General features: G+C 69.5%; 16 protein-coding genes and 1 riboswitch. Of the genes, 4 read left to right on the forward strand and 12 right to left on the reverse strand.

Features of this window, described 5'->3' with window-relative positions; translation table 11 throughout:
* Positions 1 to 150 precede the first annotated feature (150 nt).
* Positions 151 to 1,944 carry an AMP-dependent synthetase/ligase gene (locus BLQ73_RS11150; RefSeq protein WP_093170306.1) on the forward strand — a complete coding sequence of 598 codons (1,794 nt, stop codon included), beginning with the start codon at positions 151 to 153 and terminating at the stop codon, positions 1,942 to 1,944.
* Here the strand turns inward: BLQ73_RS11150 and BLQ73_RS11155 are convergent.
* The 8 genes from BLQ73_RS11155 to BLQ73_RS11190 all read right to left on the reverse strand — a co-directional run bounded on the left by BLQ73_RS11155 (position 1,941) and on the right by BLQ73_RS11190 (position 11,624).
* Complete coding sequence (locus BLQ73_RS11155) at positions 1,941 to 3,188, reverse strand: glycosyltransferase family 4 protein (RefSeq protein WP_245690990.1); 1,248 nt, start codon at positions 3,186 to 3,188, stop codon at positions 1,941 to 1,943. The genes BLQ73_RS11150 and BLQ73_RS11155 overlap by 4 nt on opposite strands.
* Positions 3,185 to 4,492, reverse strand: coding sequence for a M48 family metallopeptidase (locus BLQ73_RS11160; protein WP_093170308.1), 1,308 nt, complete (start codon positions 4,490 to 4,492; stop codon positions 3,185 to 3,187). Before BLQ73_RS11160 ends, BLQ73_RS11155 begins: the two co-directional genes overlap by 4 nt.
* Positions 4,493 to 4,502: 10 nt before the next feature.
* Positions 4,503 to 5,387, reverse strand: a complete 885-nt coding sequence (locus BLQ73_RS11165; protein WP_093170309.1) for a gluzincin family metallopeptidase — start codon at positions 5,385 to 5,387, stop codon at positions 4,503 to 4,505.
* A 241-nt stretch (positions 5,388 to 5,628) separates the two neighbouring features.
* On the reverse strand, positions 5,629 to 6,246 hold the full coding sequence (locus tag BLQ73_RS11170) for a C40 family peptidase (RefSeq protein ID WP_245690991.1): 618 nt from the start codon (positions 6,244 to 6,246) through the stop codon (positions 5,629 to 5,631).
* A gap of 46 nt (positions 6,247 to 6,292) precedes the next feature.
* Positions 6,293 to 6,453: riboswitch (cyclic di-AMP (ydaO/yuaA leader) on the reverse strand.
* 628 nt (positions 6,454 to 7,081) lie between these two features.
* Entirely contained in the window at positions 7,082 to 8,062 is a 981-nt protein-coding gene (locus BLQ73_RS11175) for a C40 family peptidase (protein WP_245690992.1), read from the reverse strand.
* Positions 8,063 to 8,248: 186 nt separating this feature from the next.
* Positions 8,249 to 9,559: an NYN domain-containing protein gene (locus tag BLQ73_RS11180; protein WP_093170311.1), complete on the reverse strand. Its 1,311-nt coding sequence runs from the start codon at positions 9,557 to 9,559 to the stop codon at positions 8,249 to 8,251.
* 125 nt (positions 9,560 to 9,684) lie between these two features.
* Entirely contained in the window at positions 9,685 to 10,350 is a 666-nt protein-coding gene (locus BLQ73_RS11185; RefSeq protein ID WP_093170351.1) for a response regulator, read from the reverse strand.
* On the reverse strand, positions 10,347 to 11,624 hold the full coding sequence (locus tag BLQ73_RS11190) for a sensor histidine kinase (protein WP_093170312.1): 1,278 nt from the start codon (positions 11,622 to 11,624) through the stop codon (positions 10,347 to 10,349). Before BLQ73_RS11190 ends, BLQ73_RS11185 begins: the two co-directional genes overlap by 4 nt.
* Before the next feature lie 379 nt (positions 11,625 to 12,003).
* On the opposite strand from BLQ73_RS11190, the gene BLQ73_RS11195 reads away from it, so the two are divergent.
* The gene (locus BLQ73_RS11195) at positions 12,004 to 13,740 is read left to right on the forward strand and encodes a DEDD exonuclease domain-containing protein (protein WP_176955372.1); all 1,737 of its coding nucleotides are present in this window, start codon (positions 12,004 to 12,006) and stop codon (positions 13,738 to 13,740) included.
* 64 nt (positions 13,741 to 13,804) lie between these two features.
* Positions 13,805 to 14,092 carry an Lrp/AsnC family transcriptional regulator gene (locus tag BLQ73_RS11200; protein ID WP_093170313.1) on the forward strand — a complete coding sequence of 96 codons (288 nt, stop codon included), beginning with the start codon at positions 13,805 to 13,807 and terminating at the stop codon, positions 14,090 to 14,092.
* A 134-nt stretch (positions 14,093 to 14,226) separates the two neighbouring features.
* On the opposite strand, the gene qcrB is transcribed toward BLQ73_RS11200, so the two are convergent.
* Genes qcrB through ctaE form a run of 4 tightly spaced genes read right to left on the reverse strand, consistent with a single transcriptional unit; the run spans position 14,227 to position 18,461 of the window.
* Positions 14,227 to 15,915, reverse strand: a complete 1,689-nt coding sequence (gene qcrB, locus BLQ73_RS11205; RefSeq protein WP_245690993.1) for a cytochrome bc1 complex cytochrome b subunit — start codon at positions 15,913 to 15,915, stop codon at positions 14,227 to 14,229.
* Positions 15,912 to 17,018, reverse strand: coding sequence for a cytochrome bc1 complex Rieske iron-sulfur subunit (gene qcrA, locus BLQ73_RS11210; protein ID WP_093170315.1), 1,107 nt, complete (start codon positions 17,016 to 17,018; stop codon positions 15,912 to 15,914). The genes qcrB and qcrA overlap by 4 nt, the downstream gene beginning before the upstream one ends.
* The gene (gene qcrC, locus BLQ73_RS11215) at positions 17,015 to 17,827 is read right to left on the reverse strand and encodes a cytochrome bc1 complex diheme cytochrome c subunit (RefSeq protein ID WP_093170316.1); all 813 of its coding nucleotides are present in this window, start codon (positions 17,825 to 17,827) and stop codon (positions 17,015 to 17,017) included. The genes qcrA and qcrC overlap by 4 nt, the downstream gene beginning before the upstream one ends.
* A 16-nt stretch (positions 17,828 to 17,843) precedes the next feature.
* Positions 17,844 to 18,461: an aa3-type cytochrome oxidase subunit III gene (ctaE, locus tag BLQ73_RS11220; RefSeq protein ID WP_093170317.1), complete on the reverse strand. Its 618-nt coding sequence runs from the start codon at positions 18,459 to 18,461 to the stop codon at positions 17,844 to 17,846.
* 197 nt (positions 18,462 to 18,658) lie between these two features.
* On the opposite strand from ctaE, the gene BLQ73_RS11225 reads away from it, so the two are divergent.
* Positions 18,659 to 19,057 (forward strand): type 2 periplasmic-binding domain-containing protein, encoded by a 399-nt coding sequence (locus tag BLQ73_RS11225; RefSeq protein ID WP_093170353.1) that lies wholly within the window; start codon positions 18,659 to 18,661, stop codon positions 19,055 to 19,057.
* Positions 19,058 to 19,349: the final 292 nt, after the last annotated feature.

Below are 19,349 nucleotides of genomic sequence, written 5' to 3' on the forward strand. Positions count from 1 at the left end.
ACGCGATGTTCAGTGATCAACCGAGTGACGCGCGTCCCATTACCGGCTGCTACCGTGGAATTGCCCTTGATAACGCATGGGTGACGGATCTACCTGAGCGTAACTTCACGCGGTAACGTCCAGGCAGCCCACGCACCTGGAGGAGTCACCGTGCGCGAGTACAGCGTCCCTGTCCTTGTCAATGTGCCGGCTTCCGCCACTCTCACCGATACGGTGTTCGAGCGGGGTGAGCGCGACCCCGGCGTGGTCGTCTTCCGCCGGAGCGACGGTGAGCGCTGGAGGTCCGTGACGGCGGGCGAGTTCCGGGGCGAGGTCGCGAAGCTGGCCAAGGGGCTGATCTCGGCGGGTGTCGAGCCGGGTGACCGGGTGGCCTTGATGTCGCGCACGCGTTACGAGTGGACGGTGGCCGACTACGCCATTTGGGCCGCGGGCGCGGTGAGCGTGCCGATCTATGAGACCTCCTCCGCCGAACAGGTCAAGTGGATCATCTCCGACAGCGGCAGCAAGTCCGTGATCGTGGAGCACGCCGACCACGAGGCGAGGGTGCGCGAGGTCCTCGCCGATCTTCCGGACCTCAAGAACATCTGGAACATCGAGGAGGGTTCGCTCGACGAACTGGCGAGAGCGGGGGCGGACATCTCCGACGCGACGCTGGAGGAGTCCCGCACGAGCCGCATCGGCGCCGACCTCGCGACCATCATCTACACGTCGGGCACGACCGGCATGCCCAAGGGGTGCCGCCTGACCCACGACAACCTGCTCTTCACCGCCCGCAACGTGATGGACGGACCGCTTGAGCAGCTTTTCAAGGTCCGCGACCGGGCGGCGCTGCTGTTCCTCCCCCTCGCCCACAGCTTCGCCCGCATCATCGAGGTCGTGCTCGTCGAGACGGCCACGGTGATCGGTCACAGCCCGAACATGCGCAACATCGCCCCCGACCTGTTGAGCTTCAAGCCCACGTTCCTGCTCGCCGTACCTCGCGTGTTCGAGAAGGTCTACAACGCCGCCGAGCAGAAGGCGGTGGCCGGCGGCAAGGGAGCGATCTTCCAGAGGGCGGCGGACGTGGCGATCGCGTGGAGCCGGGCGGAGAGCTCGGGCGGCGCGGGGCTCGGGCTGCGGCTCAAGCACGCGCTGTTCGACAAGCTGGTCTACAGCAAGCTGCGCGCGGCGACGGGCGGCGAGCTGTCGGCGGCGGTGTCGGGCGGGTCGGCGCTCGGCGAGCGGCTCGGCCATTTCTTCCGCGGTGTCGGCATCGAGGTGGTCGAGGGGTACGGGCTGACCGAGACGTCCGCGCCGTCCACGGTGAACATGCCGGGCGCCAACAAGATCGGCACCGTGGGCAAGCCGTTCCCCGGCGTGACGATCCGCATCGCCGACGACGGCGAGATCCTGGTCAAGGGCCGCCATGTGTTCAAGGGCTACTGGAACAACGAGGAGAGCACCCGCGAGGTCCTCGACGAGGACGGCTGGTTCCACACGGGAGACCTCGGCGCCCTGGACGCGGACGGCTATCTGCGCATCACCGGCCGTACGAAGGAGATCCTGGTGACGGCGGGCGGCAAGAACGTGGCGCCGGCGCCGATGGAGGACCGCATCCGGGCCCATCCCCTGGTGTCGCAGGCGCTGGTGGTCGGGGACGACCGCCCGTTCATCGCCGCGCTGATCACGCTCGACCCGGAGGCGGTCGAGCAGTGGAAGAGCGCCAACGGGCGGCAGGGCGCGACTCTCTCGGAGCTGGCCAAGGACCCGGCCGTGCTGGCGGACGTCCAGAAGGCCGTGGACGAGGCCAACAGCCACGTGTCGTCGGCGGAGGCGATCAAGAAGTTCGTGGTGCTTGACGCAGACATCACCGAGGAAAGCGGCCATCTCACGCCGAAGCTCAGCATCAAACGAAACATCGTCTATCGCGACTTCGCCTCTGAAATCAACGCGCTCTACACCTAGCGTTCACGCTCGCCGCCTAGAAAACGCATAGCGCCCCGTAGGAAGGGTCGTGACAGCGTGTCCGGTTCCCGCCGCACCTTCCCCTGTGGCGGGACGCCCTCCGGGGACGTGAGTATGTCGCCGAACGCCGCCGCGACGGTCTCCCATCCCCACGCGCGCTCGACCCAGGCCCGGCCCCGCTCGCCCATGCGCCGGGCGGCGGCCGGGTCGGCGAGCAGCTCCGTCAGGGCGGAGGCGACCTCGGTCGCGGACGTGCCGTCCACGAGCAGGCCCGTCGTGCCGGGCAGGACCGCGTCGGGCGCCCCTCCGGACCGGCCCGCCACCACCGGCAGGCCCGTCGCCGACGCCTCCAGGTAGACGATCCCGAGCCCCTCCACGTCGATGCCGGAGAGCCGCGTACGGCACGGCATCGCGAACACGTCCCCGGCGTCGAAGCACGCCGGCAGCGCCGACCACGCCACCGGACCGGTGAACCGCACCGCCTCCCCCAGCCCGCGGGCCGCGACCATCCGCTCCAAGGTGCGCCGGTAGGGCCCGTCCCCCACAAGTAACAGCACCGCGTCCGGTACGGCACGGCGCACGAGCGGCCAGGCCCGGATCAGGGTGTCCTGTCCCTTGCGCGGCACCAACCGCGACACGCACACCACGACGGGGGCGTCCCCGAGGCCGAGCGCGGCGCGCACGCGCGCCCCTCCGGCCCCCGGCCGGAAGGCGCGGGTGTCGACGCCGGGCGCCAGCCGTACGAGGGCTTCGTCCCTGATGACGGCGGAGAGTCTGCGCCTGGTGTATTCACCGAGGTAGGTGACGGTATCGGCGTGCTCGCCGATCCTGCGCAGCAGCCCGCGGGCGACGGGAACGCTCGCCCACGACGCCTCGTGGCCGTGGGTGAGCATGACGATGCGGCGCGCCCCGGCGGCGCGCAGGTCGGGGGCGATGAGGCCGAGCGGGGCCGCGGCCCCGAACACCACCGTGTCGCACTGGTGGGCCTGGATGAGATCGGCCGCGCGGCGGGCGACCGAGGGGGTCGGCAGCATGAGCGAGGTGGGGTGGCGGACGACGCTGTAGTCCTGCCGCGCGTCGAAGCTCGCGCCGCCACTCCACGACGGGGCGTAGACGGTGACCGACTCCGGGGGGAGGGTCCGGGCCAGGCCGTGGACGAACGCCTGGATTCCCCCCGCCCGGGGTGGGAAGTCGTTGGTGACGATCAGGGTGCGGCCGGCGGAGGTCGCCGGGACGGCGGTCACGGTTCGGGAAGGTGGTTGAACCGTGCCCATGCGCGGGCGAGGGCGATGCGCTCGGGCGTGGGCGGGTGCGAGCCGTAGAGCGCGACCTCCAGCGCGTCGGGTGACAGGTCGGAGAGGTTGGTCGTGGCGAGGCGCTTCTGCATCGCGACGAACGTCGCCGGGTCGCGGGTGAGGTTGAGCGCGTGCACGTCGGCGCGGGCCTCGATGTGCCGGCTGACGATGTTCTGGACGGGCCCGGACAGGACGGTGCCGAGGGTGATCAGGCCGAGGAGGAGCCCGGCCGCGCGCGGGTCGGCGAGCGCGGCGACGCCTGTGCGGCGCCGTACGAACGGGGTGGCCGCCGCGACGGCGATCAGGCAGGTGCCGAAGCCCGCGCCGAGGGCGCCGATGAGGGTGCCGTAAAGCACGTCGTCGCGCTTGGCGTGGCCGAGTTCGTGCGCGGCGATCAGTTCGATCTCTCCGGGAGGGGCCTTCAGCAGCGTGTCGTAGACGACGATGCGCCGGGTGGCCCCGAAGCCCGACACGTAGGCGTTCAGGGCCGTGGTGCGGCGGGAGGCGTCGGCGACGAGCACATCGTCGACGGGCACCCCGTCGCGGGCGGCCATGGCCAGCAGGTCGTCGCGGAGCTGTCCGGCGGGCATGGGCCGGAAGTCGTTGTAGACGGGTTCGATGAGGACCGGGTAGACGAACGACCCGACGACCGTCAGCGCGCACGCCCCCAGGGCGGCGGGGATCCACCACCGCGCCACACGTCTGGCCAGCGCTACCACGGCGAGTACGGCGAGGGCCAGCAGTGCCGTGCGCACGCCGATGCCTTTGAGCCGGTCGAGCGACCAGGTCAGCCATGTCTGGGTGGAAAGGCCGTATTCACGAAGGTAGGTCTCCGCCCACATGCCGAGCGGCCACCGCAGCACCTCGACGGCCGCCGTGAGCGCGGCGACCGCCACGGGCACCCGCACCCACCACGGGCCTTTCAGCCGGTCGAGGACACGGGCGCCGAGCGGGGTCGCGATCAGCAGCCCGGCGAGCACCAGCGTCAGCCCGAGCGAAATATAGACGGGTGCGGCCGTCACGGCGTCCAGCGCCTCCGACCGCGCGATCTGCTCGGCGCCGAAGTCTCTCGCGGGGTCGGCCGGGACCTCGGGCGCGCCGGCGGGCAGCGCCCGCCACGGCGTGGTGAACGCGATCACGGCCAGCACCGCGACGCCGAGGACGGCGGCCAGCGCGCCGGCGCCGCGCGCCGCGCGCGGGAGAAGCCGCGCGGGTGGCGTGGCCGGCGGGTCCGCGGTGTCCGGCGCGCTCATGTCGTCCCCCTCAAGCGAGTGTGTCCCGAACGTAGACCCGCCATTCGGCGGTCAGCCCAGTGACCGTCATGCCCAGCTTCGACAGCGCCGCGTCGATGCCGCGCCGCTCCGCATCACGGTAGAGCCTCACCAGGGCGTCTTCACCGAACCGTGCCGCGAGAAGCGCGCAGGCGAGCCAAGACTCCGCGTAAACCTGGGCGAGTCTCGGCGCCCCGGGCCGGAAGTCCGCGCGTTCGGGCAGCCGGTACGGCACCGCCCCCTCACGCACCTCCTGCGCGAGCTCGGCCGCGGCCTCCCACGCGGGGAGCCCCGCGTCACGGTAGCCGACGTAGTCGGCGAAGCCCTCCACCAGCCAGATCGGCATCCCGCTCACGGCGGCGCCGGTCGCGACGTGGGTCAGCTCGTGGGCCAGCACCACGTCCCGGCCCGTCGCCGTGAGCCGGGCGAACAGCCGCGGGTTGACGACGACGCGGTCGACGGTGGCCACGGCGGCCAGCCCGTCGAGTACGGCCGCGCCCGCGATGAGCCCGGCCATCCGCTCGCTACTCGGCACGAGCACCACGGCGGGGCGGGCGCTGCCCCACACCTCGGTGACCTGGCGGGTCGCGGGACCGACCCGCGTGGCGATGTCGCGCACCAGGGCGGAGTCGGCGCCGTAGCCCACCACGAGGAAGTCCTCGCCCCTGATGACCTCGGGGCCGCCGGCCGGGCCGCGCTCGGGCGCGGCGGCGGACAGCACGGCGCCGCAGGCCAGCGCCAGCAGTGCGGGGAGGGCGAGGCGGCGGGTGAGGTGGCTTCGCGGGTGCGCCCGGGAAGCCGCGGCCCGGTGGGCCGCGTCAGGGCCGGGCACCGGGGCACCGGGGCACCGGGCGGCGGGAGCGATGCGCAGCGACATGCTCGCAGAGCTTAACGGCGGGAGCTCCGGCTCGCCCGGCAGGCGCCGTACGGACGGCCGGGCGCGGGAACGTGGGAAAGCCCCGTCCCGGGGGGTGGACGGGGCTGGTCTCCCGGATGCGCGTACGGCTGCCGCACGGTAGTGCCCGGACCCGGCCGCGCAGGCCGCCCGTGGCGGTGCCCGGCGCGTGAGCGCGAGGCCGAAGCGGCCTTGGGGCGGGGTCCTTGGTGTCGTGGGCCTCTTACAGTCCGGGACGGACCGCTCCGCTGAAGGCGCGCTTGCGCCACGAGCTCAGTTTCTCGATCCGGACGGTCTTGCCACTACTGGGCGAGTGCACGATCTTGTTCTTGCCGATGTACATGGCCACGTGGCCCTTGCCATGGAAGAACATCAGGTCACCGGGCTTGAGACTCTTCCAGGAGACCTTCTTGTCGATACCGCGGAACATGCTGTAGGAGGTCCGGGGCAGCTTGATGCCGGCCTTGCGCCACGCGAACTGGAGGAGCCCTGAGCAGTCGAAGGCATTGGGGCCGGTCGCGCCGTACCTGTAGGGGTCGCCGACCTGCTGCTTCGCCACCTTGATGGCCTTCTTGGCCTTGATCTTCTGCTTCTCGACCTTGGAGATCTTCTTGGTCTTGGCCGCGGCCTTGGGCTTGGCCTTCGCGTCGTCGGCCTTCTTGTCGGCCTTCTTCTCGGCCTCGGCCGTGCTGGGTTCTTCCAGCGCGTCGGCGGGGTCGAAGGTCACGACGGGGGGGTTCGGGGGCATGGGGGTCATCGCCTGGGCCGGTGCGGTGAGTCCGATCGCTCCGGCGGACGCGGTGAGGGAGAGCGCGGCTCCGCCGATACCCAAGCGGATCACGCGCGACAGCGGGGGGTTATGCGGGGACGTAAACAGGATTGCTCCTTGTGTCTTCCACCAATGCCGACCGGGTTAGCTGACGGGTTCGGGCGTGGAAGTTCGCCCTACAACGCATTGGCGTTGATTCACCCCTAGCCCAGAAAAATCAGGGCTTTTGGGTCCCCGGTTCCACGCCTCCTGACTGCGTGGATTAGGCAGATCACGTGCGTCTCATGGGGGTGAGACACCGCGGGGTGTGTCACTCGTTGCGGACGGGGGTGGTCCGAACGCGGCGGCGGCACGGCTTGCTCGTCACCGAACGGGAACGTACTCCGATCGTCACATTTCAGCAAAGCCCCAACCAAAGATAAAGATCACGTAAACGTGGAATCACCCCAAAAATCCCAGATAAATCAGGGCTTGTGTTATGCAAATGTGACCCTCCTCACATTTTCCAGATCGTGACCTAAGGACGCCTCATGCACCACATGCGTCACAGCGGCAACACCTGAGGAAGCACCGTCACCTCGCCGCCCACCGTGCGCTCCCCCCTCTCGACACCCGGACTGCGCGTCCAGCGCAGTAGTTCCCTCCCTTCGGGGATTCATCCGATGCATGAATAGAGGGGAAATGTGGCAATGATCACGATTAAACAGACCGGGTTTGATCGTTCCAACAGCAGCGCACAAAGCATGACGTGATCACTACATGGCTGTCGCCCAGACGCCAGCCGCAGAGCCAGGACACATGCCCCATGGCGTTCGACACCACCCAGATGTCCGCCTTACCTCACGGTGAGCCCCTGTCAGGGCACACGGTCAAGGGCGTGCGGCCAGAGGCGGCAGGGGCGGCGCGGTCAGGGGCGCACCGCGCCCACGAAACGGCCTCTGCCGTACGAGTCCAGCGGCGTGATCTTCACGACGTCGCCGGTCTGGGGCGCGTGGACCATCTTGCCTCCGCCCGCGTACATGCCGACGTGGCCCAGGCCGTGGCTGAAGAGCAGGTCGCCGGGCTGGATCTGGTCCATGGGCACACGGCGGCTGGAGCCCCAGCTCCACTGGTCCCACGTGGTGCGCGGCAGCGTGACCCCGGCGGAGCTCCAGGACGCCTGCATCAGCCCGGAGCAGTCCCAACTGCCCGGTCCGGTGCCGCCGTAGCGGTACGGCTTGCCAATCTGCCCATAGGCGAACTGCAGCGCGGCCAGTGCGTTCCCTGAGGCCGCCCCGGTGTACTGCTGCCCGGCGCTGCGGGTGTTGCCCCGCTTGTAGGTGCCCAGGCGGCGCAGCAGGCCCGTCTGGCGGACGATCAGCTTCTCGATCTTCTCCTTCTCCTTGCGAAGGTCGGACCGGGCCTGATCGGCCTCGGAGAGCGCCTCCTTGGCCTTGTCCCTGCGTTCTCGCAGCGAGCGGGTGGCCTCCTCGAAGGCGGACATGGTCTGGGCCTGCTCGGAGGACAGGTGGTCGAGGGCCGCCATTCCGCTGAGCAGCGAGCCGGGGTTGTTCTCCGCCGCGAGAGCGGGCCATCCCATGACGTCGCCGAAGCGGTAGCGGTTGACGGCGACGGCCACGAGGCGCTCGCGCATGGTGTCCACGCCCGCGCTCTGCCGCTCGTAGTCCGCGCTCAGCTCCTTGTGCTTCTTCCTGGCCTTCTTCAGACGCTCGCCGGCGAGGTTGTACTTGTCGACGACCTTGTCCGCCTCGTCGTTGAGCTTGGTGAGCCTCTCCCTGGCCTGAGCGACGGTGGGGCGAGGATCCGCGGCGGCTCCGTTGAGCGGGAGGAACAGGACGGCGGCGGCCAGGCCCGCGGCCATGGGGACTCGGCCGAACCTCAACGGCACTACGCTTTCACCCTTCAATCAGCTCAATCAGCGTTTCGATCCTGCGGTCCGGCCGTGAGTACGCCGACCGACCACCGATCAGGGGGATGGCCCGGCAAAGGCTCCATGCTCAGGACTTGGGGCGAAATAGTACTAAATCTACGCTGACTGACTCATGCTTTTGTTGGGATTGGCGAGAAAAGTGAGTCAGGCGCGGCCGAGTCGCCGCAGCAGCAGACCGGACGGCACGGGCCTCGCGCCCATCCTCCGCACCGAATCGGCCACCTCCCGGTCGGAGGAGACCACGGCGATCGCCCGGCCCTTCGGCTCGGCTCTGACGAGCTGTCTGATCAGGTCGTCGGCGCTCTGGCCGGGGACGCTGAACATCACCCTCACCCCGCGCGGCGCGGCCACCTGCACGGGGGCGTTCAGCTCCGCGCCGTCGAAGACGCAGGTGATCTCGATGCGGGTCTGCGCGACCAGCCCGCCGAGCCCGGTGAGCAGCCGGGTACGCTGATCGGCCAGCGTCAACGCCCCATAACCGCTCTTGGTCACGTTGTAACCGTCGACGATCAGATGCGGCTGCGGAAGGGCGAGCAACTGATCGAGCAGCGCCGGATCATCGTCTGACAGCGCCCGCGCGGGGACCCCCGGCCTCGACGGAGCGGCCGCGGTCACCGAATCGGCCGGCCGGGAGATCGTAGAGGGCAGCGCCAGCTCCCTGCGGAGCCCGGCCGCCGCGTCCTGCAGCGCGTCGAGCAGCACACGCACCCGCGCGTCCTCGACGCTGCGGCCCTCCCGCGCCGACCGGCGCGTCGCCTCCATCTGCCGCTCGGCGTCGGCCAGCCGCTCGCGCAGCCGCCGCAGCTCGGCCTCGCCCGCGCTGCCCGCGGCCGTCAGCGCGGCCCGGGCCTCCTCGGCGGCATGCTCGCTCTCCACGGCGCGGCGCTCGGCGGACTTGGCCTTCTCGCGGGCGTCGTGGAGCTTGCGCCGCAGATCGGAATTCTCCGAACGCGCGGATCTTAGTTGCTCGCGCAGCCGCTCCGCCTCCTCCTTGGAGGAGGACTTGAGCACGGCGACCTGCTCGCGCAGGCGCGTGATGGTCTGCTCGTTGGCCGACCCCTCGGCCACGGCCGTGCGCTCCAGCTCGGCCCGCGCGTCCTCGACCATGCCGACCCAGCCGGGCGGCCGGGTGAGGTAGGCGGCTGCGGCCACCAGCACCGGCTCGGCGGCGGGCGGCACCGTGCCCTCGGCCAGACTGCTCACCAGAGCGGGCCACCCGGCCGCCAGCGCCTCGGCGACGTGCTCGCGGAACTCCTTGTCGGTCTCCAACTGAGCCGCGATCGGGGTCGCCCCCAGCCTGGCCCGCTTGCGCGGCTCGAACTTGCTGATGCCGCGCAGCGGCGGAGGCACCGAGGGGGCCGGGAGCGACGCCAGGACCTGCGCGGCGAGCTCCACCACGTGTAACCGAACCTGCTCGGGCAGCGGACGAGACAGGCCCTCTCCGGCTGAACTCATCCCACGTCCCCTTAGTCCACCTCTCGGCACTGGTCTGTCACTAAGGGTACGGCTGCCGCAGGCATGGGCGTGTCTCAGGCCACAGTTAGGCACCCTCCGGCACGGAACGAACCGCTTCAGTAATCCTATGAGGAGATCAATCCCGCATCCTGGACCAGCAGTGCGACCTGCACTCTGTTGTTCAATTCAAGTTTGGTCAAGACTCTAGAAACATGCGCTTTGACGGTCGCCACACTCATGAACAACTCGCCGCCGATCTCCGCGTTGGCCTTGCCCCGGCCCACCGCCACGGCCACCTCGCGCTCGCGCTCGCTCAGCCTGGCCAGCAGCGCCCTGGCCCTCTCCCGGCGCGAGTCCACGGCCGTCTCCGACACATGCGAGATCAACTGGCGGGTGACGGCCGGTGACAGGATCGGCTCCCCCGCGGCGACCTTGCGGATGGCCGCGACCAGCTCCGCGGGCGGGGTGTCCTTGAGCAGGAAACCGGCCGCCCCGGCCCGCAGGGCGCGCAGCACCTGGGCGTCGGCGTGGAACGTGGTAAGCACGACGACCTCCGGCGCCCCGGCCACCGCGCGGAGCCGCTCGGTGGCGGTCAGGCCGTCGACCTTCGGCATCCGGATGTCCATCAGCACCACGTCCGGCCGGTGCCGGGCGACCAGCGCGGGCACCTCCTCGCCGTCGGCCGCCTCTCCCGCGACCCGGATCTCCTCTGCTCCGGCCAGGATCATCGAGAGCCCGGCGCGGACAAGCGCGTCGTCGTCAACGATCAGAACGCTGATGGGTGAACTCATGCCGGCCACGGTAGCCACGCCTTCAGCCGGAAGTCACCGCCGGGACCGTGACCGTGCTCAACGTGACCGTGTCCGACGTGACCGTGCTCGACGTGACCGTATTCCAGTCGGCCTCCGGCGAGCTCGGCCCGTTCGGTCATGCCGATCAGCCCGGTGCCGGCGCCGGGAATCCGGTCGGGGGCCGGCGGGCCACCGCCCGCTCCCTTGGCGGACGCCGCGAGGGCGGGCACCCGGTTGTGCACCTCGGCGGTGACCCCCTCCCCCGGAGCTCCCCCGACCCGCACGGCGACCTGCTCGCCTCCCGCGTGCTTGCGGGCGTTGGTGAGCGCCTCCTGGACGATCCGGTAGACGTTCCGTCCGAGCGCCTCCGGGGGCTCCCCCGTCACCGACATCTCGAAGGCCACCGACATGCCCGCCTGCCTGGACTCCTCCACCAGATCCGACAGGTCGGCGAGCGTGGGCTGCGGCCGTTCGGGCTGCCCGTCTCCCTGCCCGTGCCGCAGCACCCCGATGACCTCCCTGAGATCCTGGAGCGCCTGATGGGCGCTCGACCGGATCGCCCCCGCCGCGCGGGAGATCTCCGCGGCCGGGGCGTCCGGCCGGAACTCCAGCGCTCCCGCGTGCAGGCTGAGCAGGGAGATCCGGTGCGCGAGCACATCGTGCATCTCGCGTGCGATGCGCTCGCGTTCGAGGTGACGCGCGCGTTCCTCCCGCAGCCCCGCCTCGACCTCGGCCCGGTGCGCCCGCTCGCGCAGCGAGTGAACCAGTTGCCTGCGGGCCTGGACGAACATGCCCCAGGTCATCGTCAGCAGATAGAAGCTCGCGGTGCTCACGACCGTGCCCCAGTATTTCAGCTCGGGATCGGGGTAGAACGCCGCCCACGGCAGCGTCGCGGCCATGTGCAGACCGCCGACCACCGCCACCACGCGAAAGGGCCGGTGCACCGCCACCGTGAACACGGCGACGATCACCGCTCCCGAGGCGAGCTGCGCGAACATCGTGAAGGGCAGCAGCCCGACGGCCAGCCCCACCGGCCAGCGGCGGCGCAGCCACACGGCGGCGCAGGCGCCCGCTCCGATCACCTGCTCCACGAGCACGACGTGCTGCGGCCGACCCTGCAACTCCGATATGGCCAGCAAGGTGACTAGCGCCGCCAAGAGGAAGAGCGTGATGTCGACGATCCAGTCGCGGGTCGACCGCCGGACCCTGCCGAGCCGCCCGTCCGATGTGTCGCCGAGCAGGGCGGCGGGCAGCGCCCAGCGGTATTCCATCATGTTTGAGGAGGTTATGGCCTTGGGCGGATCGTACGGTAGCGACCAAAGTCGATGTCATGCGGCGACCTTGGACGCCTGATCCGCTTCCGAAGGCCGACGCGGCCCGCCGCCCTGTCAGATGACGCTTGACCATCGTGAAGGCCCTTCTCGAAGTCCTCGGCATCCTGGCCCGCACGCGGACCGTGAACACCGCCCGTGGACCGATCCGGCACCGTTCCGCCCGGCCGTTGGAGCGCTCTACACGGTGCTCCCCCGTTCGGCGTGGGCGCCTTCCCAAGGCCCGGCCACGGGTGCGGGAACCTCCGTCCGATCGCGCCTGCCGGGATGCCCGTACGGCTTAAGCGGTGATCTGCCTGAGGACTTGTCGGTGCCGCCTTCTATGGTCTTGGTCGTGGACGCGGTACAGGGAACGTTGGACGACCTGGGCACTCCCCTCAGCGACGTCACTTTCGTCGTGTTCGACTTGGAGACGACCGGGGGCTCCGCCTCGGAGCACGCCATCACCGAGATCGGCGCCGTCAAGGTGCGCGGAGGGGAGGTGATCGGCGAGCTCGCGACGCTCGTCGACCCGGGCGGCCCCATCCCGCCGTTCATCTCGGTGCTGACCGGCATCACCGACGCGATGGTGGTCGCGGCCCCCAGAATCGAGTCGGTGCTGCCCAGCTTCCTGGAGTTCATCAGGGGGACGACGCTGGTCGCCCACAACGCCGGTTTCGACGTGGGGTTCATCAAAGCCGCCTGCGCCGCCCACGGCTATCCCCCGCCGATCAACGCCGTGCTCGACACCGTCGATCTGGCCCGCCGCCTGCTGACCCGCGACGAGACCCCCAACTGCAAGCTCGCGACGCTCGCGCGGCTCTTCCGCACCTCCACAGAGCCCTGCCACCGGGCGTTGCAGGACGCCCGGGCGACGGTCGGGGTGCTCCACGGGCTGATCGAGCGCGCCGGGTCGTTCGACGTGCACACGGTGGAGGACCTCCGTTCGTTCGTCCGCGCCCCGACGCCCGAGCAGCGCCGCAAGCGCCACCTGGCCGACCTCGTGCCGCACGCCCCCGGCGTCTACGTGTTCGAGGACGCCCATGGGGAGGCGCTCTACATCGGCAAGAGCACGAACCTGCGCAACCGCGTCCGGTCCTACTTCACCGCGAGCGAGACGCGTCCCCGCATCCGCGAGATGATCGGCGTCGCCGAACGGGTGCGGCCCATCGTGTGCGCGACCGCGCTGGAGGCCGAGGTGCGCGAGCTGCGGCTGATCGGCGCGGCCAAGCCGCGTTACAATCGCAAGTCCCGCTTCCCGGAGAAGGCCGTGTGGCTGAAGCTCACCGACGAGCCCTTCCCCCGGCTCTCGATCGTCCGCGAGGTGAAGGACGACCAGGGCACCTACCTCGGCCCGTTCGGCAGCACCCGCCTCGCCGACGACGCGCGGGCCGCCCTGCACGAGGCCGTACCGCTGCGCCGCTGCACCGAGCGGCTCACGCTCCGCACCACGCGGCCCGCCTGCGCCCTGGCCGGGATCGGCCGCTGCGGGGCGCCCTGCGAGGGGCGCGAGAGCCCGGCGGCCTACCACGAGCACGTCGACGCGGCACGCGAGGCCATGACCGGCGACGCGGGCGCGGTGTTCACAGCCCTGGAGGCCCGCATGGAGCGCCTGGCCGCCGAGCAGCGCTACGAGGAGGCCGCCGTCGACCGCGACAGACTCGCCGCCTACGTGCGCACCGCGGCCCGCATGCAGCGCCTGTCCTCGCTCACCAGGCTTCCCCACCTCGTGGCCGCCTCGCCCGCCTTCAGCGGCGGGTGGGAGATCCACGTGGTGAGGCACGGCAGGCTGACGGCGGCGGGGGTGATGCCCAAGGGGGCCCACCCGGCGCCCTTCGTCGAGGCGCTGGTCGCCACCGCCGAGACCGTCTCCCCAGGACCCGGCCCGACCCCCGCGGCCACCGCCGAGGAGACCGAGTGCGTGCTCCGCTGGCTTGAGTCGCCGGGGGTGCGGCTGGTGGAGGTCGACGGCGAGTGGAGCCTGCCCGCGCGGGGCGCGGCCCGCCTCAAAGCCCGCATCGACCTCGCCTACGCGCCCCGGCACCGGCCCTCCTCCCGGGAGGGGCGCCCCCTACGCTAGGGATTACGCATCTAGGGACTACCCAGACGTTCAGCCGTTCAGCCGTTCAGCGCGAGGAGGAAGAGTGGTCACGGCCATCGTCCACATCAACGCCGAGGTGGACCGCATCCCCGAGGTCGCCCAGGCCATCGCCGCCCTCGACGAGGTCAGCGAGGTCTACTCCATCACCGGTGAATACGACCTGCTGGCAATGGTGCGGGTCGCGAGCTACGAGCAGGTCGCGGAGGTGATCCCGGGACGGCTCAACAAGATCCCCGGCGTGCTCGACACCGTGACGCAGCTGGCCTTCCGCACCTATTCCCGGCACGACCTCGACGCCGCGTTCTCCCTCGGCCTGTCCGAGTCCGACTGACCTTCCGCCGAGGGCGGCAGGGCTTCGCACGAGACGAACGCACGACGCGACGGCGAAGGGGGCGGGGCGCCTGTGGCGCCCCGCCCCCTTCGTTGCGTGGTGACAGCTCCGTCAGACCGGGGTCTAACGACCCCTCATCGGCCGATCGACGACTGGTCGTCTCCTCCGCCGACGGCGGCGTGCTCATCCTCGCCGTGGCCGTGGCCCTGATGGATGGCGATCTTCTCGCCACCGTAGGCACGGCTCATCTTGGCCCTGAGCTTGCCGAGCGGGCCGCGCATGCTCTTCGGCGGGATGCCGTCGCGCTCCTCGGCCTCGTCGGCGCCGGGCAGCATCGGCACAGGCTTCTTGTCGAGCATGTGGTCGGCGATGTCCTCGGCCGCGGGCACGTGGATCTCGATGTATTCACCGCTCGGAAGACGCTTGATGACACCCGATTCCACGCCATGACCGATGACCTCGGCGTCCTTGCGCTGCAGGCCGATGCAGATCGAGTAGGTGACCGCATATGTGATGGCCGGCAGGACGAAGATCATCACTCGGCCGACGAGCGTGGTGACGAACAGCGAGATGTGGAACTTCGCCGAGATCTCGTCGTTCGCGCCGAGCAGCCACAGCACGCCGTAGAACGAGATCGCCGACATACCGATCGCGGTGCGGTGCGGGTTGTTGCGCGGACGGTCGCACACGTGGTGCTCGCGCCGGTCGCCGGTGACCCACTGTTCCAGGAACGGATAGAGCGCCAGACCGGTCATGATGATGCCCATGGGCACCAAGGCCGGGATGATCACGCTCAACGGCAGTGTGTAACCGAGGAAGTTGATCTCCCATGCGGGCATCAACCGCAGCGCGCCCTCCAGGAAGCCCATGTAGAAGTCGGGCTGGGAGCCTGCGGAGATGTCCGCCGGTGTATACGGGCCGAACAGCCAGATCGGGTTGATCTGGGCGAAGGTTCCGAGGCCCGCGATCACCGCGAACGTGAACAGGAAGTACGCGCCCGCCTTGGCCATGAAGGCCGGGTAGAACGGTGCGCCCACCACGTTCGTGTTCGTGCGGCCCTTACCCGGCATCTGGGTGTGCTTCTGGACCCACATCAGGATCATGTGGGCCGTGATCAGCGCCAGCAGGATGCCGGGGATCAGCAGCACGTGCAGGGTGAAGAACCTGGAGATGATATCCGTGCCCGGATATTCACCACCGAACAGGAAGAAGGTGAGGTAGGTGCCGATCAGCGGCAGCGAGATCGCCACACCCTCGGTGATGCGCAGACCCGCGCCCGACAGGAGGTCGTCGGGGAGCGAGTAGCCGGTCAGACCCTCAAGCAGCGCCAGCGTGAGCAGCCCGACGCCGATCAGCCAGTTGAGCTCGCGCGGCTTGCGGTACGCGCCGGTGAAGAACACCCGGAGCGCGTGCACCATCATGCCGGCCACGAACAGCAGCGCCGCCCAGTGGTGCATCTGCCGCATGAGCAGACCACCCCGGACCTCGAAGCTGATGTGCAGCGCCGAGGCGTACGCCTCCGACATGCCGACGCCCTTGAGCGGCTCGTAGGAACCGTCGTAGATGACGTGGGCCATGCTGGGCTTGAACCAGAACGTCAGGAACGTGCCGGTCAGCAGGAGGATGATGAACGAGTAGAGCGCGATCTCCCCGAGCAGGAACGACCAGTGGTCCGGGAAGATCTTCCGCATGTTGCGCTTGAGGAAGTTGCCCGCCCCGACGCGGTCGTCCAGGAAGGTGCTGATGCCGGCGATCGCCTTGGGCGGAGCCGCGTTCGTGCCTCTCTGAACGGTGCCCACACCATTTGCCGTCATTTCGCTCATGCCTGGCCTCCCTTGGCACGAACCTCAGCCTCGGCGTCGCCGCGCTCCCAGAAGCTCGGCCCGGGCGGGACCGGGAAATCGCCCTTGGCGATGAGGTATCCCTCTTCGTCGACCCCGATCGGCAACTGCGGCAGCGGTCGCGCGGCAGGTCCGAAGACTACCTTCGCACCGTCGGACGCGTCGAACGTGGACTGGTGGCACGGGCACAGGATGTGGTGCGTCGTCTGCTCGTAGAGCGCCGCGGGGCAACCCACGTGGGTGCAGATCTTCGAGTAGGCGATGATGCCGTCGTGAGTCCAGTTGATGTTGGTGCCGGACTTGATCTCCTCCGGCCTCAACTTGATCAGGATCAGCGTCGACTTGGCCAGCTCGTTGAGGTCGTGCGTGTATTCCTCGGGAACCACCGACAGGATTCCGCCCGGCGTGTTGAAGTCCGCCGCGCGGATCGGAGCGCCGGTGCCCTCGACGACAAGCTTGCGCGGCTTGCCGGCCTTGGTCTTCTTGCCCCACACCGTGTGGCGCAGAACCGTGCCGGGAAGCGGCCCGAGGTCCTTGAGCAGCACCAGCGGGAGAAGTCCCAGCGGCGCCGCCGCCAGCAGCAGCGTACGGCGCAGCAGCGAGCGCTTGACGAAGCCGCTCTCCTCGACGCCCTGCGCGAACGTCTCGGCGACGTAAGAGCGGGCCGCCTTGTCCGAGCGCATCTCGTGGCGCTCCTGGACCAGGTTGTACTTCGGCATCACCATGCGGACCCAGACCACGACGCCGATCGCCAGGGCCAGGAACGCGAGCGTGAGCGTGCCTCCGAGCGCGAGGTTGGAGACCGCGGTCTTGTCGATGTCGCCGACCTGGAAGATCACATAGGAGGCGATGAAGCCGATCGCGGCGAGGAAGGTGATCACGAAGCAGAGAGCGGCGATGCGCTCTCCCTTCCTGGCCGTCTTCTCGTCCTGGAACTTCACCCCAGGCAGGGGACCGGGTCCCTGCGGGCTACCGTCGTCGCCTGTGCCCAGGAGCGCGGTGCTCTCCGCGGGCGAGGGCGTACCGATGACGCGTTTCGGCACGCGCTCATCGATCCGCTCGGGCTCGTGTTCGTTCTCAGTCATGACTTCTTCTGTCGCCTCTTCGCGGTGATCCAGATGGCGGCGAGCACGAGAAGGCTGATGCCTACGACCCACAGCGCGAGGCCCTCGGTCACCGGGCCGATACGGCCGAGACCGAAGCCACCCGGGTCCTTCTGCCCACGGACGCCGACGATGTAGGCGATCATGTCCCGCTTCTGCTCGGGGGTGATCGTGCTGTCGTTGAACGGCGGCATGGCCTGCGGGCCCGTGATCATCGCCTCGTAGATCTGCTTCGGAGTCGACTGGTTCAGATCAGGCGCGTACTTGCCCTCGGTCAGCGCGCCACCGGCACCGACGAAGTTGTGACACTGAATGCAGTTGGCCCGGAAGAGCTCCCCGCCCTTGGCGGAGTTGCCCTTGGCCGGGTCGACCTGCTCGTCCGTCGGGATGGCCGGGCCGCCGCCCTTGGACTGCACGTAGGCGGCGAGCTGACGGATGGTCGTCTCGTTCACCCAGGGGGCCGGCGGCTTCCTCGGCGCCTGGGCGCCGGGGTTGGCCGCGGGCATGCGCCCGCTGCTCACCTGGAAGTCGACGGCCGCGCCGCCGACGCCGACCAGCGTGGGGCCGGTCTTCGTGCCCTCCAGATTGAGGCCATGACAACTCGCGCAGCTCGCCTCAAAGAGCTTCTTGCCCTCGGCGACGTCGTCGACCTTGCCCGACGAGATCGCCGCGTCTGCGCTCTGCCCGGTCGGCGCGGCAACTGCGTAAAGCCCGCCGAGCAGGGCGAGAGCGAGAAGCAGGACGGCGTATCTCGCGAGGGGATGCCGCCGCCGAGCGGTGATCCTATTCACAGAGATCCCGTTCCGATCAGTGGATGATGTAGATGGTCGCGAAGAGGCCGATCCAGACCACGTCCACGAAGTGCCAGTAGTAGGACACGACGATGGCGCTGGTCGCCTGCTCATGAGTGAAGCGCTTCGCGGCGTACGTGCGTCCCAGCATGAAGAGGAACGCGATCAGTCCACCGGTCACGTGGAGTCCGTGGAAGCCCGTGGTCAGGTAGAACACCGAGTCGTACGCGCTGTGCGACAACGTGTGGCCTTGGCCGACCAACTCGCCGTACTCATAGATCTGCCCCGCGACGAAGACGGAGCCCATCAGGAAGCTGACGATATACCAGAAGCGGAGTTTGGCCACTTGGCCCTTCTCCGCCGCCCAGACACCGAGCTGGCACGTCACACTGGAAAGCACCAGGATGATCGTGTTCACCGTGGAGAACGGGACGTTGAGGTGAGCCTCCGGCCAGGGCATGCCCTCGCTCAGACTCACAGACCGGATCGTGAAGTACATCGCGAACAGCGCCGCGAAGAACATGAGCTCAGAGGACAGCCACACGATCGTCCCGACGCTGACCAGGTTTGGTCGGCGCGACGCGTGTGCCGTCGTCGTCGAAGTAATTGCGGATGCTGTCGCCACGGGCAGCATTATTGCGGCTCTCCTGGTCGGGTCGCCCCACGACCCCCCGTTAGGGCGTGCAAAGTCCGCCGCAATGGGGATAGAGCAGGCAATCGGCCTGCCTGCACGTCCGGCCTGGGTATCCGACCCAGGTGACCGGTACCATCCATGGTGACCATACCTCCCACAAGCGATAAGTGAGCGCGACCGTGAGCAGCGACCAGGTGATGAAGGTCCTCGTTTACAGCGACGACGCCTCGACCCGTGAGAAGGTACGGCTGGCCATCGGCAGACGCCCCGCCCCGGACCTCCCCCTCGCGGAGATCATCGAGTGCGCCACGCAGGCCAAGGTGATCCAGCTCCTCGACAGCGGAGAGATCGACGTCGCCGTCCTCGACGGCGAGGCGCAGCCCGCGGGCGGCATGGGCGTCAGCCGCCAGGCCAAGGACGAGGTCTTCGACTGCCCGCCCATCTGCCTGCTCATCGCGCGCCGCGACGACCGCTGGCTGGCCAACTGGTCCCGCGCCGACGCCGTCGTCGCCCAGCCGATCGACCCCATGGTCATGGCCGACACCGTCGCCGACCTCATGCGGACCCGCTCCGCCGGTCGTCTGACCGCCCACTGACCCTCCCCCGGGCCGCCTCCCGCGACGAGCCGGCCCGGCCCTCCCCCGCCCCCTCGCCGCATGCCCAAAGCGCGCAATCAGACACAGCTAGGCCAACACCCAGGAATCAGCCCTTGCGGTGGCCCTCACTTGCCAGGTCAAAGCCATGTTGGGAGTGCGAGGGGGCGCCGGTGTCTGGACTGAGGAGCGCCGGGAGCGAAGCGACCACAGCAACGAGGGAAGACACCGGGTCAAGAGCCCCCTCGCCGCGACGCGAAGCGTCGCCATCGAACACCGCCCGGCCAACCCATCG

The sequence above is a fragment of the Sinosporangium album genome (genome assembly GCF_900100605.1).
Lineage (GTDB): Bacteria > Actinomycetota > Actinomycetes > Streptosporangiales > Streptosporangiaceae > Sinosporangium > Sinosporangium album.